The sequence below is a fragment of the Pelomonas candidula genome, from assembly GCF_043555985.1.
In the GTDB taxonomy this organism is placed as follows: domain Bacteria; phylum Pseudomonadota; class Gammaproteobacteria; order Burkholderiales; family Burkholderiaceae_C; genus Pelomonas; species Pelomonas candidula.
The window spans coordinates 406714-421879 of record NZ_JBIGIC010000003.1; the positions used below are offsets into that span (position 1 = coordinate 406714).

Genomic DNA, 15166 nt, shown 5'->3' on the forward strand with positions numbered 1-15166 from the left:
ACTGTCGCAAGCCGCTGGCCTGCATGCGTGGCACCGCTAGGCTTCGCTCCATCAACACCAAAAGGAGCTCGAGATGAACGACGCAGAAGAACTCAACAAGCTGGCCGACTTGCACGCCCGCGGCGTGCTCAGCGACGACGAGTTTGCCAAGGCCAAGGCCCGTGTGCTGGGCGGCCAGACGCCCCCCGGCTACGGCAGCGCGGCAGGCCCCAACATGGGCGCCGTCAACGGCCTGCGCCGCTCGCGCATGGACCGCTGGATCGGTGGCGTCTGCGGCGGCATCGCCCGCGCGACGGGGCTGGACTCGTGGGTCTGGCGCCTGATCTTCACGGTGCTGTTCCTGGCCTTCGGCAGCGGCGTCTTCCTGTACATCCTGCTGTGGATCTTCGTACCGGAAGAATGAGCCCACCCCGTGCGGCCTGACGGCCGCCCCCTCCAGGGGGCACGCCCAGCCGCCTGGCAAGGCGGGATCGGCGGGAGTCACCGGAGGGGTCAGCCCCGAGGGCCGTCAAGGGTTTCGTCGGTATGCTGGGCCGACAACACGGAGACAGCCGATGAAACAGCTCGCCGGCCTCGACGCCAGCTTTCTCTACCTCGAGACGCCGCAGATGCCGATGCACGTCGGCGCGCTGCACCTGCTGGAGCTGCCCCCCGGCTACGACGGCGACTTCGTCGAGGACCTGCGCGAGCACATGCGCACCCGCATGCCGCTGCTGCCCGCGCTGCGCCGCAAGCTGCTCGCGATGCCGCTGGGTCTGTCCAACCCGGGCTGGGTGGATGCTGAACCCGATCTCGATGAGCACATCGTCGAGATCCCCTTGCCCGAAGGCAGCGGCATGGGCGAGCTGGAGGCTCAGGTCGGTGCGCTGCATCCCGTGCTGCTGGACCGGACTCGTCCGCTGTGGAAGTTCCACGTCTTCACCGGCATCGAGCCGGGCCCCGAAGGCCAACCGCGCGTGGCCCTCTACACGCAGCTGCATCACGCCGCCGTGGATGGCCAGGCCGCCGTCGCGCTGGCGCAGGTCATCCTCGACCTCAGCCCCGAGCCGCGCGCCATCGAGGCCACGCCGGCGCGCGGCAAGAAGCGCGGCCAGCTCGGCACCGTCGGCATGCTGCGCGCCGCCGTCTCGCAGCAATGGAAGCAGACCGTCAAGCTGGCCCGCTCGCTGCCCAGCGCCGCCGGCATCCTCGGCAACATGGCCGTCGGCTACGCGGGCGGTGCTGCGGCCGGCGCGTCCATCGACAAACTGCGCACGCTGCTGGCCGGCGTGGCCGCACAGACGACCGCGCTCGTGCGCGGCAAGGCGTCCGTGGCCGGCCTGGGCCCGGCGCCGCGCACGCGCTTCAACGTCAGCCTGTCGGACACGCGCTCGTTCGCCGGCGTCACGCTGCCGCTGGCCGAGCTGAACCGCACGCGCAGGCGGCACGGCGCCAGCCTCAACGACGCGGTGCTGTTCGTCATCGGCGGCGCGCTGCGGCGCTACTTCACCAAGCACGGCCCGCTGCCGCGCAAGAGCCTCATCGCCGCCGTGCCCGTGTCCACGCGCGCGGCCGGCGACACGACGTCCAACAACCAGGCCACGATGACCTTCATGAGCCTGGGCACCCACCTCGCCAAACCGGCCGAGCGCCTGGCCCACGTCATGGCGTCCAGCCAGGCGATGAAGGCACAGATGGCCCAACTCAAGAGCCTGATGCCGACCGACTTCCCCAGCCTGGGCATCCCTTGGCTGATGCAGGCCGGCGCCATGCTCTACGGCCGCGCCCGGGTCGCCGAGAAGCTGCCGGTCGTGGCCAACGTCGTCATCTCCAACGTGCCGGGGCCGCAGGTGCCGCTGTACCTGGCCGGCGCCAGGATGCTGACCAACTACCCCACCTCCATCGCCGTACACGGCCTGGCGCTGAACGTGACGGTGCAGACCTACAACCAGTCCCTGGACATCGGCCTGATGGCCTGCGGCGAGGCGCTGCCGCAGACGGCCGAACTGGCCGCCTACGTGGAAGCGGCGTTCATGGAGTTCCAGGCGCTGCAGGTTGCGGAGGCCGAGGCCAAGCCCGAGCCGGCACCGGCCGTGAAGAAGAAGACCCCGGCAAAGAAGGCGGCAGCGAACAGGGCGGCGGCGAAGAAGCCCGTCGCCAAGGCGACACCCAAGCCCAGGGCAAGCCCCGCCAGGAAACGCGCCGCGGCTGGCTAACAATGGTCGGGCCTTGCCCGCTCCCGTTTTTTCCTGAATGCCCGCCACCCGTTCCCCGCGCCTGCCGCGCCGCGCCCCGGCGCCCGCCACCGCCGCCCTCGACTGGTCCGACCTGCGCGCCCCCAATGCCTGGCTGCTGATGCTGGAAGGCCGCGCGCCGTGGGAGTACGCGGCGCTGCTGGCCTCGCTGCCATGGATGAAGAAGCTGCCGCAGGGCGATGGCCATCCGGTGCTGGTCTTCCCCGGCCTGGGCGCCAACGACGCGACGACCGCGCCGCTGCGCGCGCTGCTGGACTCGCTGGGCTACGCGACGCAGGCCTGGGGCCAGGGCTTCAACTTCGGCCCGCGCACCGGCGTGCTGGAGCAGGCACGGGCCGATCTGCAGCAGCTCTACCGCCGCCATCACCGCAAGGTCAGCCTGATCGGCTGGAGCCTGGGCGGCATCTACGCCCGCGAACTGGCCAAGGAATGCCCGGACCTGGCGCGCTGCGTCGTCACGCTGGGCACGCCGTTCACCGGCCACCCGCGCGCGACGAATGCGTGGCGCTTCTTCGAGATGGTCAGCGGCCAGACCGTGGCCGACGACCACGCACTGCTGGAACAGATCCGCCAGGCCCCGCCAGTGCCGACGACGTCCATCTACTCCAAGACCGACGGCGTCGTTGCCTGGCGCTGCAGCGTCAACGAGCCGTCACCGCTGGCGGAGAACATCGAGGTCCAGGCAAGCCACATCGGCCTGGGCGTGAACCCCATCGCGCTGTACGCACTGGCCGACCGGCTGGCGCAGCCGGAGGGGCAATGGAAGCACTTCGAGCCCAAGGGCGCGCGGCGCTGGTTCTACAAGACGCCGGAACGGCCCTGAGAATCGACCCGCCCGCCGGGCGGCATGGTGCATGCATGCGCGACGGTGACTTCGTGAGCTGTTGACGACCCACCCATGCCCTGGACCTTCGCCCACCCGGCGGCCATCCTGCCGCTGCGTTCCCTGTGCCCCCGCTGGCTGTGCTGGCCCGGCCTGATCCTCGGCGCGATGGCGCCGGACCTGAGCTACTACATCGGCATGCACGGCGCGCTGCGCGCCTTCTGCCACACGCCCGCCGGCGTCGTGAGCGTCTGCCTGCCGGCCTGCCTGCTGCTGCTGGGCCTGATGCAGCGCTGGCCGCGCCCGCTGACCGTGCTGTTGCCGGAACCCCACCGGTCGATGGCACGCGACGAACTGCAGCCGCCACCGCAGGCTGCCGCGGCGCGTTGGGCGGTGGCGGCGCTGTCCATCCTGCTCGGCGCGGCCACCCACCTGCTGTGGGACCTCTTCACCCACCCGGTGCCGCAGCTCGCCGACCTGTTGCCCTGGCTGGAGCAGCCCGCGCTGACCGTCATGGGCCGGACGCTGACGGCGGCCCGGCTGCTGCAGTACCTGAGCAGCGTGGCCGGCGCGCTGGTCCTCGCCGTCGCCTATGCGCGCGCGCTGCGCCGCCGGCCGGCCCGCACGCTGCCGCCAGACCCGCGGCGGACGCGCGTGCTGTGGGCCTGCCTGGCGACGGCGCTCGCGGTCGGCGCGCTGTCGGCCTGGGCGCTGACGCCCGACACGCTGCCCGGCTACCCGATGCGCCGGCTGGTGCGCGCCGTCGTCTGGAGCACCAGCTGCTTCACGGTGCTGTTCGTCGCCGCCAGCGCCCTCTGGTGGCGCCGCCACGGCGACGCCTGAAACCTCGTGGCGCGCCGACCGTTGATCTCGCGGTAAGGTAGCGCCCTCAACCGGACCCGTGACCATGCACCACCACACCCTCGCCGCCGACGACAAGGCCGCCAAGAAAGAAGCCCCCGAGAAGATGGAAGAGCAACTGCTCTTCAAGGGCCGCTACGTGATGATCTTTGGCGAGATCGACGACAAGATGGCCCACGCCACCTGCCGCCGCCTGCTGGCGCTGAGCCAGGAATCCGACGCGCCGATCACGCTGCTGATCTCGTCGCCCGGCGGCCACGTGGAGAGCGGCGACGCCATCCACGACATGATCCGCTTCGTGCGCGCCCCGGTCACGGTGGTGGGCACGGGCTGGGTCGCCAGCGCCGGCACGCACATCTACCTGGCCGCGCCCAAGGAACGGCGCCTCGCCCTGCCCAACACGCGCTTCATGATCCACCAGCCGGCCGGCGGCGCCGGTGGCCAGGCCAGCGACATCGCCATCCAGGCCAAGGAAATCATCCGCACCCGCGAGCGCATCGCCGCCACCATCGCCAAGGAGACGGGCCAGCCGCTGGACCGCGTGCGCGTCGACATCGAGCGCGACTTCTGGATGGGCACCGACGAGGCCATTGCCTACGGCCTGGTCTCCCGCGTCATCGAGCGCCAGGCGGACCTGGGCTGATGCAGGTCTCGGCCAACGGCGTCCGCATCGAAGTCGACGTCCGCGGCCCCGACAGCGGCGAGCCGCTGCTGATGATCATGGGCCTGGGCATGCAGCTCATCGCCTGGCCCGAGGGCCTGGTGGACGAGCTGGTGGCGAAGGGCTTTCGCGTCATCCGCTTCGACAACCGCGACGTCGGCCTGAGCCAGCCTTTCGACGAGCTGGGCGTGCCCAACGTCCCGCTGGCGGCGCTGCTGCACACGCTGCACCTGCCGGTGAAGGCGCCCTACCAGCTGGCCGACCTGGCGCGCGATGCCGTCGGCGTGCTGGACGCGCTGGGCATCGCCCACGCCCATGTCTGCGGCGCGTCCATGGGCGGCATGATCGCCCAGCACCTGGGCTTCGCCCACGCCGGCCGGCTGAAGAGCCTGACGCTGATGATGACCAGCAGCGGCGCCCGCGGCGTGCCGCGCGAGAGCCTCAAGGTGCGCCGGGTTCTGATGTCGCGGCCCCGGCCCGGCGCCACGCCGGCGCAGACGCTGGAGAACGTCCTCGACCACTTCGTGACCCTGTACGGCGTCATCGGCAGCCCCGGCTATCCGGCCGAGGCGCGCGCGCTGCGTGAGCGCATCGCGGTGGGCGTGCGGCGGTCCTTCCGCCCGCAGGCCGTGGCACGCCAGATCGTCGCCATTGCGGCCGACACCCACCGCGCCGAGCGCCTGCCGCGCATCGCGGCGCCGACGCTGGTCATCCATGGCGAGGGCGACGCACTGATCCCGGTGGCCGCCGCGCACGACCTGGCGGCACGCATCCCCGGCGCGACGCTGGAGGTCATTCCCGGTTGGGGCCACGACCTGCCCGGGGCGCTGTGGCCGCGCCTGGCCGGGGCCATCGCGGCCAACGCCGCGCGGGCCTGAGCGTCAGCGCTGCACGTCGGCCAGGGCCGCGATGGTCTCGTAGGTCTGCAACGCCTGTTCGAGGTTGGGGCCGCCTTCCAGCATGGCCTTCTTCAGCGCCACCTGCGCATCCTCGGTCTGCTGCTCCTGGTCCGACACCGTGCCGTCGCCGTTGACGTCGGCCGACGCATGGACGATGCCGGTGGCGATCTTGGCGGTGTCCTGCGAAGCCGCCACGCGGGCACCCGCAGCAGACACCGTCACCACGGCAGCGGCCTCCGCCCCCGCCGGCCGGGCGGACGCGGGGGCGGGCACAACTGCGCCACCCTGAGAGAGTGGGGCAAGTGATGGGGTGACGGGGGGCAGCATGGCGGATTCGGAGCGCTCGTTCCGGTCTATCGGCCCCCGAGCGCTGAACTTGAGCGCTTTCTTCGGTTGCGACAGGACACGGACCGGCCCGTGGCCATCGGTCAGCTCGCCGCGCTGGCCTTGCCGAGCTGCTCGACCGACTCGTAGGTCTTGACCGCGGCATCCGCCTCGGCAGTCTTGCCGCTGCTGGCGGCCTGGGCGGCCTTCTCGGCGGCCAGCTTGGCGTCGTAGGCCGCCTGCTCCTGCGCGGAGACCTTGCCATCCTGGTTGGTGTCGGCCGGCTCGTAGGTCTTGGTGCTGCTCGCGCTGGCCGTGCCGCCCGACTTGCCGCCGCTCGCGGCGGCGGCCTGCGCCTGACCGCCCTGGCTCTTGGCAATCGAGTTGCCGCCACCCTGGGCGGCTCCAGGCGGCGGGCCCTTGGGCGCGGCGGCCTTGAACTCATCCAGCGTCACCTTGCCGTCGCCATCGCTGTCCATCTTGGCCAGCATCTCCTCGGCGCTGGGTGCCGTCTTGCCCGCAGCATCGGCCTTCTTGGCGCCCTCAACGGAGATCTTGACGACGGCGGCCTTCAGGTCGTCGACCGTCAGGTAGCCCTTGTTGCCGGCATCCAGCTCCTTGAAGACCTGCTCGGCATCCGGCCTGCCAGCCTTGCTGGTCGACGAGCCGCTGGACACGGAACTGGCCAGCGCTTGGGTGTTGACGGCGGTGATCATGGGCGGCTCCCTGAGTGGTCCCAGGGTTTTCGACCATGCGCAAACCAGCTGTACCGGCTTTACCTGCTTGACACAAGCGGCACCACGTCAGTGCCCGGCGGCAGCGCTGCGCGCGTCGGCCTTGATCTCGACCACCGTGCGCTTGCCGTCCTCGGCCTCGACGGTCAGCGTCAGCGGCACGGCCTCACCGGCCTTGATCGGCGCTTTCAGCCCCATCAGCATGACGTGATAGCTGCCCGGCTTCAGCGCCACGGCCTGGCCGGCCGGCAGCGGCAGCGCGTCGACGGCGCGCATCTTCATGACGCCGCCGTCCATCTTCATCTCGTGGATTTCGGCCACGGCCGCCACCGGCGAGCTGACCGCAACGACCTTGACCGGCTTGGCGGCGGTGAGCTGCATGAAGGCGCCCGTGGCCTTCTGCGGCGCGACGGTGGCGCGCACCCAGGCATCGTCCACCTTCACGGCAGGGCTCTGGGCCTGCGCGGCCAGGGATGCGAACAGGGCGGAAGCGAGCAGCAGATGGCGCATGGCGGGTGAGGTCGACGACAAAACGCCGATTGTGCGACCGGGGGCTTGACCCTTACTGTCTACGTGTACTATAGTACTAGTACACATTGGCAGTTCCGCATGGACCCGACTCACTTCGTCCACATCAACACCGGCTCGCCCGAGCCCATCTACCGCCAGCTCATCGAGCAGGTGAAGCGGCGCGTGGCGGCCGGACAGCTGAAGGCGGGCGACGAGATCCCTTCGGTGCGCGAGCTGGCCCAGGCGCTGGCCGTGCACCCGATGACTATCTCCAAGGCCTATTCGCAGCTGGAGGCGGACGGCGTGCTGGAGCGCCGCCGCGGGCTGTCCATGGTCGTGGCCGCCCAGCACCGGCGCGCGCAGCCCACCGCCGACCGCGTTGAGCTGCTGCGCCCGACGCTGGAGAAGGCCGCCGCCGAAGCCCGCCAGCTGGAGCTGCCCAGCGCCCAAGTCCTGCAGTTGTTCAAGACCCTCCTCGACGAGCAAGCCCCATGACCAGCCCACACTTCCCGCACACCGACACCCTCAGCGCCGAGCTCCATGGCGTGACCCTGTCCTACGCCGAAGGCGCCAGCGTGCTGAACGGGCTGGACTGGCAGCTGCTGCCCGGCCAGGTCGTGGGCCTGCTGGGCCGCAACGGCGCCGGCAAGACGACGCTGCTGGAGACGCTGCTGGGCCTGCGCGACCCGCAGACCGGCAGCGTGAAGATCTTCGGCCAGGACGCCGCGCGGCTGGACGACGCGGCGCGCGCCCGCATCGGCTACGTGCCGCAGCAAAACGACTTGTTCGAGGGCTTCACGGCCACGCAGCTGCTGGCCTACTTCAGGAGCTTCTACCCGCGCTGGAACGAGTCGCGCGTGGAGGGCCTGCTGTCGCGCTGGGAGATCCCGCGCGACCGGCCCATCCGCAAGCTCTCGGGTGGCCAGCAGCAGCGCCTGTCCATCATCCGCGCACTCGCCCACGAGCCCGACCTGCTGGTGCTGGACGAGCCGGTCGCGAGCCTGGACCCCGTCGGCCGGCGCGACTTCCTGCGCGAGCTGGTGGACCAGGTGCTGGACCGCGGCACGACGGTGGTGTTCTCCACGCACATCCTGTCCGACCTGGAGCGCGTGGCCTTCAACCTCGCCTTCCTGAGCCGTGGCCGCATCGCGCTGCAGGCACCGCTGGACGACCTGCTGGAGCAGGTGCGCGCCTTCACCGGCAGCGTCAGCGAGATGGCCGGCCTGATGGGCCGCCTGGGTGTGCAGCCGCTCAAGCGCACGCCACTGGAGGCCGGCCGCGAGCGCGTGCTGGCGCGGCTGCCCGCCGACACGGCGTTGCCAGATGGCGTCGCGGCCGACCGCGTGAACCTGGACGACCTGTTCGCCGAGCTGACCTGACCTGACCTGACCATGACTGCAAGCTACAACCAGATCCTGCTGGCGGCCTGGCGCCAGTCGAACACGGACGGCAGCCGCTGGTTCCGCATCGTGTTCTACAGCGTGGTGCTGGTCGGCCTGGCCGTCGCGGTGTGGTTCATGCCGGTCATGCAGATGCGCATCGCCCTCGTCTGCGCGGTGCTCGTCTTTGCCCTGTTCGGGCTGTGGGTGCTGCTGCTGGTGAGCCTGCTGGAGCAGAACCACCCCACCACCACCCGCCTCGTGCCCGGCCAGCTGCGGCGGCTGCGCCAGGCCGCGCTGGTCGCTTGGTTGCTGATCAGTGGCGCGCAGGGCGTGCTGGTGTGGCTGATCCTGGCAGAGCGAGTGCCGTTGGCGCCGCTGCTGCTCGCGGCCGCCGCGGCCGGCGTGGGCGTCGCCTGGACGCAGCGCCACTGGATCTGGGCCATCGTGCTGTACACGGGCCCCTCCCTCATCACGCCGCTGCACCTGCAGCAGCGCCTGGCACCGCTGTGGCACGCGCTGGTCGATGTCTGGCAGCTGCAGCCCTGGGCCTGGCTGGCGCTGAGCCTCGTCGTGCTGGGCGCACTGCTGACGCAGGTCTTCGGCAGCGGAGATGCCGCCCACCACGCCGCCTACGAACGGCGCCGGCGCATGCTCAGGGCCGCACGCAATGGCATGACCGGCAACCGCGCCGGCATCGCCAACCTGGGCCGCGCCGGCGAATGGTTCGCGTGGCCGGTCGACGCCGGCGTCTCCCGGTGGCTCTCGCATCTGCTGGCCCGGGCGCAACCGACGCAGGCCAGCGTGATGGCTCGGGCCGAACTTGCGCTGCACGGCCTGCAGCACTGGCTGAGCCACTCGGTCAGCATGGCCCTGACTCTGGCGTGCGTGGTCCTGGGTGGCACCATGACGTTCAGGCTGTTCGGCATCTCGCCCGGCGCCATGTTCAAAGGCATGGCGCCAGCCATCGCCATCGGGCTGGGCATCGCCGGCTTCAACCCCGGCTTCGGGTTGCGCAACATGCTCTGGCATACGCGGCGCGAACAAGCGCTGCTGGTGCTGCTGCCCGGCATGCCCCAGGGCCCGCAGCTGAACCGTGCCGTGGCCTTCCTCCAACTGCGCCACTTCCTGCTGGCCTGGCTCGCGACGACGCTGCTGCTGGTCGGCCTGTTGATGCTGGCCGGCATGCCGTCGCTGCTGAGCCTGTCCATCGCGGCCCTGCCGCTGGGCATCCTGAACCTCACAAACGCGCCGGCCAGGATGCGTGCGCCGACGCCATGGGCGACGTCGCGTCCGGTGCTGGGCTTCTTCCTGGCGTACTCGGTGCTGTGGGCGCTGTGCGCCTTCGTGGACGGGCTGGTCTGGCCGCTGATGGCCGCCAGCGTGGTGCTCAGTACGGTGCTGCTGGCCCGGCGCTGGCGCACGCTGAGCCAGGCGCCATCGGCCCTGCCGGCCGGTCGGCTGGCCTGAGCAAGCCCGCCGCAAGCTTCAGAAACCGCCCGTCGCGAGCCGCCCGCCGCTCTTCCGGCGGGGGTGGTGATTCGTGAACTGGCGCACGGACGTGACAACGCTTGCATCCGCACACTGCGCCCCATGCAGTCGGCAAACCCGTTGAAAAGCGGGGACGCAAAGCCTCCGGTCTTCCCTGCCCCCAACCCTTGCCAAGGGGCAGCAGATAGCGGGGCCGCCCTGGGCGGACAGGGTCATGTCCGCAGCGTGGCACACGGGGAGGTGCCGGCTACTGCCCGGTAGCCCCACCCATGCACCAACCCGAAAGCACTCACGCCATGAAGACCCGCCTCATCACCACCGCCGTACTCGCCGTCATCGCCCAGCAGGGCTTCGCCGCCGACGCGACCGCCACGCAGACCGCCCAGCTCACCGGCCTCGTGCGCCTCGTCAAGAGCGATGGCAAGACCGTCATCGCCCAGGCCGCGCCGCTGCTTGTCACCACCAACGTGACGACGAGCAAGCTGCCCGAGATCACCGTCAGCGACAAGGACGCCTTCCTGAGCTCGCTGGGCCGCTGCGCCTTCAACTTCCAGTACGACGAGGTCAGCGCCACGGCCGTGGCCAGCAGCACCAACCGCCTCTACGGCAATGACGCGCTGATCGCACAGAACACGCAGATCGCGCTCACGCCCAAGGTCGTCAGGACGATCTGGACCCAGCCCTACCTCGTGGCCGGCGCGAACAACGTGAAGATCGTCGTCAACGCCGACTCGAGCGCACCGAGCATCGGCTGGGTGCGCATCAACGTGACCGGCACCTGCGGCGCGGCGACACCCGCGCCGGCGCCGGCGCCCACCACGGCCCCCAAGCCCGCGCCCGCCCCGGCGCCCACTGCCTCGGCCCCGACGCCTGCGCCGGCACCCGTCACCTACATCCAGCCCGGCTCGGGCGACTGGAACAACCTCAACACCGCGTGGGGCTACAGCAACTACGCCGTGACCCAGCTCAAGGGCAAGGGCTATGCGAAGTACGACGCGGTCGTGCGCCTGAACGCAGCGCTCACCGCGGCGATCACCGCGAAGAAGATCTCCAGCGGCGACTACGCCTCGCTGATGGCCGCCTGGAACGCGCTGCTGGCCGACCCCGCCTTCAAGGCCGCGATGGCGGCCATCGTGCCGACGACCGCCGGCAGGAAGTGAAATCGGCGCCGCCGGCAAGGCGGCTGCAAGCTCGGCTCTCGCCGAGGTGGCAAGCTGCCGCGCCCTGAGCGATGCTTGCCCCCATGACGACCGCGACCGACGCCTCCACCGACACCCCGCCCACGCAGCACCGCCACGGCCTCGCCGCACTGACGCTGGGCGCCATCGGCGTCGTCTACGGCGACATCGGCACCAGCCCGCTCTACACGGTCAAGGAGATCTTCACGCCGGCCACCGGCGTGGCCGTCACGCCGGACGCGCTGATCGGCGCCATCTCGGCCATCGTCTGGGCGCTGATGCTGGTCGTCACGCTGAAGTACGTCGTGCTGATCCTGCGCGCCGACAACCGCGGCGAGGGCGGCGGCCTGGCGCTGACGGCGCTGGCCACGCAGGCCGTGCGCGAGCGCCCCGGCCTGCGCCGCTTCCTGCTGCTGATGGGCGTGTTCGGTGCCACGCTGTTCTACGGCGACAGCGTCATCACGCCGGCCGTCTCCGTGATGGGCGCCATCGAGGGTCTGGAGATCGTCAGCCCCCACCTCGAAAGCTATGTGCTGCCACTGTCCATCGCGGTGCTCATCGTGCTCTTCGTCGTGCAGAAGCACGGCACCCATGTCGTGGGCCGCGTGTTCGGACCGGTCATCCTGCTGTGGTTCGGCGTGCTGGCCGTGACCGGCGCAATGCAGATCGCCCACCAGCCGGCCATCCTCGCGGCACTGAACCCGCTGCGCGCGCTGGAGTTCCTGGCCGGCCGCGGCTGGCAGGTCTTCGCCGTCGTCGGCGCCATCGTGCTGGCACTGACCGGCGCCGAGGCGCTGTACGCCGACATGGGCCACTTCGGCGCGAAGCCCATCCGCCTCGCGTGGACAGGCATCGTCTTCCCCGCGCTGGCGCTGAACTACCTCGGCCAGGGTGCGCTGCTGATGGCCGACCCCGCCGCCATCGACAACCCGTTCTACCGCCTCTTCCCCGCGGCGCTGGTGCTGCCGGTCGTGGTGCTGGCCGCGGCAGCCGCCGTCATCGCGTCCCAGGCCGTCATCTCCGGCGCCTACTCGATGACCAAGCAGGCCATCCAGCTCGGCTTCCTGCCACGCATGCCGGTGCGCAACACCTCGGCCGCGGAGGCCGGGCAGATCTACATCTCCAGCGTGAACTGGGCCCTGCTGGCGGGCGTGCTGGGCGCGGTGCTGCTGTTCCGCAGCTCCTCGGCACTGGCAGGCGCCTACGGCATCGCCGTCACGCTGACGATGATGATCACGACGGTGCTGACCTTCTTCGTCATTCGTCACGGCTGGCGCCTGCCCGCGCCGCTGGCCTGGGGCGCGACGGCGTTCTTCCTGGCGCTGGACGCGCTGCTGGTGGCCGGCTGTGCGATCAAGATCGTCGACGGCGGCTGGTTCCCGCTGGTGCTGGGCGGCCTGCTCTTCGTGCTGATGAGCACCTGGGCGCGCGGCCGCAAGGCCATGCAGCAGCACCTGGCCGACGAGGGCATCGAGCTGCTGTCCTTCGTCGAGTCCCTGCATGCCTACGGCGACGCCGAGCGCCCGCGCGCGGCGCGCACGGCCATCTACCCGGTGGCCAACCCGCAACTGGTGCCACCGGCGCTGCTGCACAACCTCAAGCACTACCAGGTGCTGCACGAGCGCAACGTCGTGCTGACGGTGGTCTTCTGCGATCGCCCCTACGTGCCCGACGCCGAGCGCCTGCAGCTCGAGCAGCTGGCGCCCGACTTCTGGCGGCTGACGCTGACCTACGGCTTCATGGACCAGCCCGACGTGCCGGCAGCGCTGCAGCTCTGCAACGTCCGCGGCCTGCACACCGAGCCTGCCGAGACCAGCTACTTCCTGAGCCGCGAAACCCTGGTGCCGCGCGCCGGCATGGCGCACTGGCGCGAAGCGCTGTTCGCGGCCATGAGCCGCAACGCCAGCAGCGCGGCGGACTACTTCCGCCTGCCGGGCAACGCGGTGGTGGAGCTGGGCACCAAGGTCCAGCTCTGACGCGGGCCTACTGCCGGATCTCCGGCTCGGCCAGCTGAGCCAGCAGCGTCAGCGACTCCTGCCAGCCCAGCATGCAGGCCTCGGCCGGGATCACGTCGGGGATGCCTTCCTGCCGGATGTGGACCTCGGTGCCGCAGAACACGGCGCGCAGCTCGACGGTGGTCGTCATCTCGCCGGGCAGGTTGGCGTCGTCGAAGGTGGCCGTGTAGCGCAGCTTCTGGCCGGGCACCAGCTCCAGGTAGCGCCCGCCGAAGCTGTGGCTGCCGCCGGTCGTGAAGTTCGTGAACGACATGCGCCAGCTGCCACCGACCTGAGCGTCCATCTCATGCACGGTGCCGGTGAAGCCGAAGGGCGGCAGCCACTTGGCCATCGCGGCCGGCGTCGTGAAGGCGCGGTAGACGCGCTCGGGCGGGCAGCGCAGCACGCGGTGCAGGGTGACGGTGTTGGCCATGGCAGTCCTTTGGAGTGGATACAGGCACGACGATCGGCACGCCACCGGATCGACAAGCCTCAGATCGGAAGCTCGGTGAAGTAGCGCCCACCGTGGAAGATCAGCGGCTGTGCACCCGGCCGCGACGTGCAGCGCTCCACCTCGCCGACGAAGATGACGTGGTCGCCCTCCTCGTAGCGGCTGCGGTTGGCGCACTCGAACACGGCCACGGCGCCCTCCAGCACCGGCGCACCGCCGGCGCCCTCGTGCCAGGCCACGCCGGCGAAGCGGTCGATGTCACGCGTCGCGAAGCGCTGGGCCAGCTCCTTCTGGTCCGCCGCGAGGATGTTGATCGCGTAGTGCGTGCCATGCGTGAACACCGGCAGCGAGCCCGCGCGCCGCGCCAGACTCCACAGCACCAGCGGCGGGTCCAGCGACACGGAGTTGAAGGAATTGGCCGTCAGGCCCACGAGGCTGCCGTCCGCCGAGCGCACGGTGACGATGGTCACGCCGGTGGCGAACATGCCGAGGGCGGCGCGGAATTGCTGGGGGTCCATATCAATGGCGCCCGGCCGCCCGAAGGCATGGATGCGCCCCCTCGGGGGGCAGCGAGCAGCGCGAGCGTGGGGGCTGATTCATTCAGGTGATTGTCGCCAGTCCTACGGGTGATGCGGCGGCGTCATCGCACAATGCCGGCATGCACGCCGACGACTTCCAGATCCACGACGACCTGCAGTTCAGCCATTCCATCGCCCGCCAGTTCGGCGCCTGTGGCGACTGCGTCGCGGGCCGCTGCGCGCCGAAGCAGCGCGGCCGCCGCCTCTTCACCGGCCTGATGGCTGCGACGGGCGCAGCGGCCTTCGCGCCGGCCTGGGCGCGCGAGGGCGTGGACGTCGGCCCCAAGAGCAAGTTCACCGGCCTCGTCTCGGCCGAGCAGCTGGAGCGCGAAGGCGGCCAGCAGTACGCGCTGATGATGCAGCAGGCTGACCAGCAGCGCGGGCGGGCGCCTTTGCAGCACCCGCAGCTGCAGAGGCTCCGCTACATCGCCCAGCGCATCATCCCGTTCAGTTACGAGTGGAACGACCGCGCGCGGCAGTGGAAATGGGAGGTCAATCTGCTGGGCGACCCGCAGCTCAACGCCTTCTGCATCCCCGGCGGCAAGATCGCCTTCTACTACGGCATCCTCGACAAGCTCAAGCTGGAGGACGACGAGGTCGCCGCCATCATGGGCCACGAGATGGCGCATGCGCTGCGCGAGCACGCGCGCGAGCGGGTCGGCAAGTCGGCCGCCACCAACCTGGGCGTCGAGGCGCTGTCCGCCCTGCTAGGGCTGGGCAACGTCGGCCGCACCGTGGCCGGCTACGGTGCGGAGATATTCAAGCTGACCTTCAGCCGCGCGGACGAGACCGAGGCCGACCTCGTCGGCATCGAGCTGGCCGCGCGTGCCGGCTACGACCCGTCCGCCGCGATACGACTGTGGGAAAAGATGATGGCCTCCAACAAGGGCGCGCCGCCGCAATGGCTGTCCACCCACCCGGCCAACGCGACGCGCATCCGCGACATCCAGGCCAACCTTCCCAAGGTCCAGGGCCTGTACCAGCGCGCGCCCAAGCCGGACCAGCGCTTCCCGGTCGCGCCGCCGCTCACGACGCGCTCCGCGAACTGA

17 protein-coding genes and 1 riboswitch are annotated in these 15166 nt (G+C 70.7%); of the genes, 12 read left to right on the plus strand and 5 right to left on the minus strand.

Features of this window, described 5'->3' with window-relative positions; translation table 11 throughout:
* Positions 1-73: 73 nt before the first annotated feature.
* The 6 genes from ACG04R_RS08090 (at position 74) to ACG04R_RS08115 (ending at position 5457) form a co-directional block, all read left to right on the plus strand.
* Entirely contained in the window at positions 74-403 is a 330-nt protein-coding gene (locus tag ACG04R_RS08090) for a PspC domain-containing protein (protein ID WP_394407866.1), read from the plus strand.
* 151 nt (positions 404-554) lie between these two features.
* Positions 555-2195, plus strand: a complete 1641-nt coding sequence (locus ACG04R_RS08095) for a wax ester/triacylglycerol synthase family O-acyltransferase (protein WP_394407868.1) — start codon at positions 555-557, stop codon at positions 2193-2195.
* Between the two features lie 37 nt (positions 2196-2232).
* Positions 2233-3057: an esterase/lipase family protein gene (locus tag ACG04R_RS08100; RefSeq protein ID WP_394407870.1), complete on the plus strand. Its 825-nt coding sequence runs from the start codon at positions 2233-2235 to the stop codon at positions 3055-3057.
* Between the two features lie 75 nt (positions 3058-3132).
* The gene (locus ACG04R_RS08105; RefSeq protein ID WP_394407872.1) at positions 3133-3900 is read left to right on the plus strand and encodes a DUF4184 family protein; all 768 of its coding nucleotides are present in this window, start codon (positions 3133-3135) and stop codon (positions 3898-3900) included.
* 64 nt (positions 3901-3964) lie between these two features.
* Positions 3965-4561, plus strand: a complete 597-nt coding sequence (locus ACG04R_RS08110) for an ATP-dependent Clp protease proteolytic subunit (RefSeq protein ID WP_394407874.1) — start codon at positions 3965-3967, stop codon at positions 4559-4561.
* A complete protein-coding gene (locus ACG04R_RS08115; protein WP_394407876.1) occupies positions 4561-5457 on the plus strand; it encodes an alpha/beta fold hydrolase in 897 nt (298 codons plus the stop codon). Before ACG04R_RS08110 ends, ACG04R_RS08115 begins: the two co-directional genes overlap by 1 nt.
* Before the next feature lie 3 nt (positions 5458-5460).
* Here the strand turns inward: ACG04R_RS08115 and ACG04R_RS08120 are convergent, their stop codons facing one another.
* The 3 genes from ACG04R_RS08120 to ACG04R_RS08130 all read right to left on the minus strand — a co-directional run bounded on the left by ACG04R_RS08120 (position 5461) and on the right by ACG04R_RS08130 (position 7046).
* Positions 5461-5694 (minus strand): hypothetical protein, encoded by a 234-nt coding sequence (locus ACG04R_RS08120; RefSeq protein WP_394407878.1) that lies wholly within the window; start codon positions 5692-5694, stop codon positions 5461-5463.
* Positions 5695-5906: 212 nt separating this feature from the next.
* Complete coding sequence (locus tag ACG04R_RS08125) at positions 5907-6518, minus strand: EF-hand domain-containing protein (protein WP_394407880.1); 612 nt, start codon at positions 6516-6518, stop codon at positions 5907-5909.
* Positions 6519-6605: 87 nt separating this feature from the next.
* The gene (locus ACG04R_RS08130) at positions 6606-7046 is read right to left on the minus strand and encodes a copper chaperone PCu(A)C (RefSeq protein ID WP_394407883.1); all 441 of its coding nucleotides are present in this window, start codon (positions 7044-7046) and stop codon (positions 6606-6608) included.
* Positions 7047-7145: 99 nt separating this feature from the next.
* Between ACG04R_RS08130 and ACG04R_RS08135 the strand changes: the two genes are divergently transcribed.
* From ACG04R_RS08135 to ACG04R_RS08155, 5 genes are all read left to right on the plus strand, one after another.
* The gene (locus ACG04R_RS08135) at positions 7146-7541 is read left to right on the plus strand and encodes a GntR family transcriptional regulator (RefSeq protein ID WP_394407886.1); all 396 of its coding nucleotides are present in this window, start codon (positions 7146-7148) and stop codon (positions 7539-7541) included.
* Complete coding sequence (locus tag ACG04R_RS08140) at positions 7538-8425, plus strand: ABC transporter ATP-binding protein (protein WP_394407889.1); 888 nt, start codon at positions 7538-7540, stop codon at positions 8423-8425. The genes ACG04R_RS08135 and ACG04R_RS08140 overlap by 4 nt, the downstream gene beginning before the upstream one ends.
* A 12-nt stretch (positions 8426-8437) precedes the next feature.
* On the plus strand, positions 8438-9895 hold the full coding sequence (locus ACG04R_RS08145) for a hypothetical protein (protein ID WP_394407892.1): 1458 nt from the start codon (positions 8438-8440) through the stop codon (positions 9893-9895).
* A gap of 121 nt (positions 9896-10016) precedes the next feature.
* Positions 10017-10117, plus strand: a riboswitch (cyclic di-GMP riboswitch).
* A gap of 95 nt (positions 10118-10212) precedes the next feature.
* Positions 10213-11076, plus strand: a complete 864-nt coding sequence (locus tag ACG04R_RS08150; protein WP_394407895.1) for a hypothetical protein — start codon at positions 10213-10215, stop codon at positions 11074-11076.
* 83 nt (positions 11077-11159) lie between these two features.
* Positions 11160-13070 (plus strand): potassium transporter Kup, encoded by a 1911-nt coding sequence (locus ACG04R_RS08155; RefSeq protein WP_394407898.1) that lies wholly within the window; start codon positions 11160-11162, stop codon positions 13068-13070.
* 7 nt (positions 13071-13077) lie between these two features.
* Here ACG04R_RS08155 and ACG04R_RS08160 read toward each other — a convergent pair whose 3' ends face one another.
* Positions 13078-13521 (minus strand): SRPBCC family protein, encoded by a 444-nt coding sequence (locus ACG04R_RS08160; RefSeq protein WP_394407901.1) that lies wholly within the window; start codon positions 13519-13521, stop codon positions 13078-13080.
* Between the two features lie 59 nt (positions 13522-13580).
* Positions 13581-14057: a flavin reductase family protein gene (locus ACG04R_RS08165; RefSeq protein ID WP_394407904.1), complete on the minus strand. Its 477-nt coding sequence runs from the start codon at positions 14055-14057 to the stop codon at positions 13581-13583.
* A gap of 140 nt (positions 14058-14197) precedes the next feature.
* On the opposite strand from ACG04R_RS08165, the gene ACG04R_RS08170 reads away from it, so the two are divergent.
* Entirely contained in the window at positions 14198-15166 is a 969-nt protein-coding gene (locus ACG04R_RS08170) for a M48 family metallopeptidase (protein WP_394407907.1), read from the plus strand.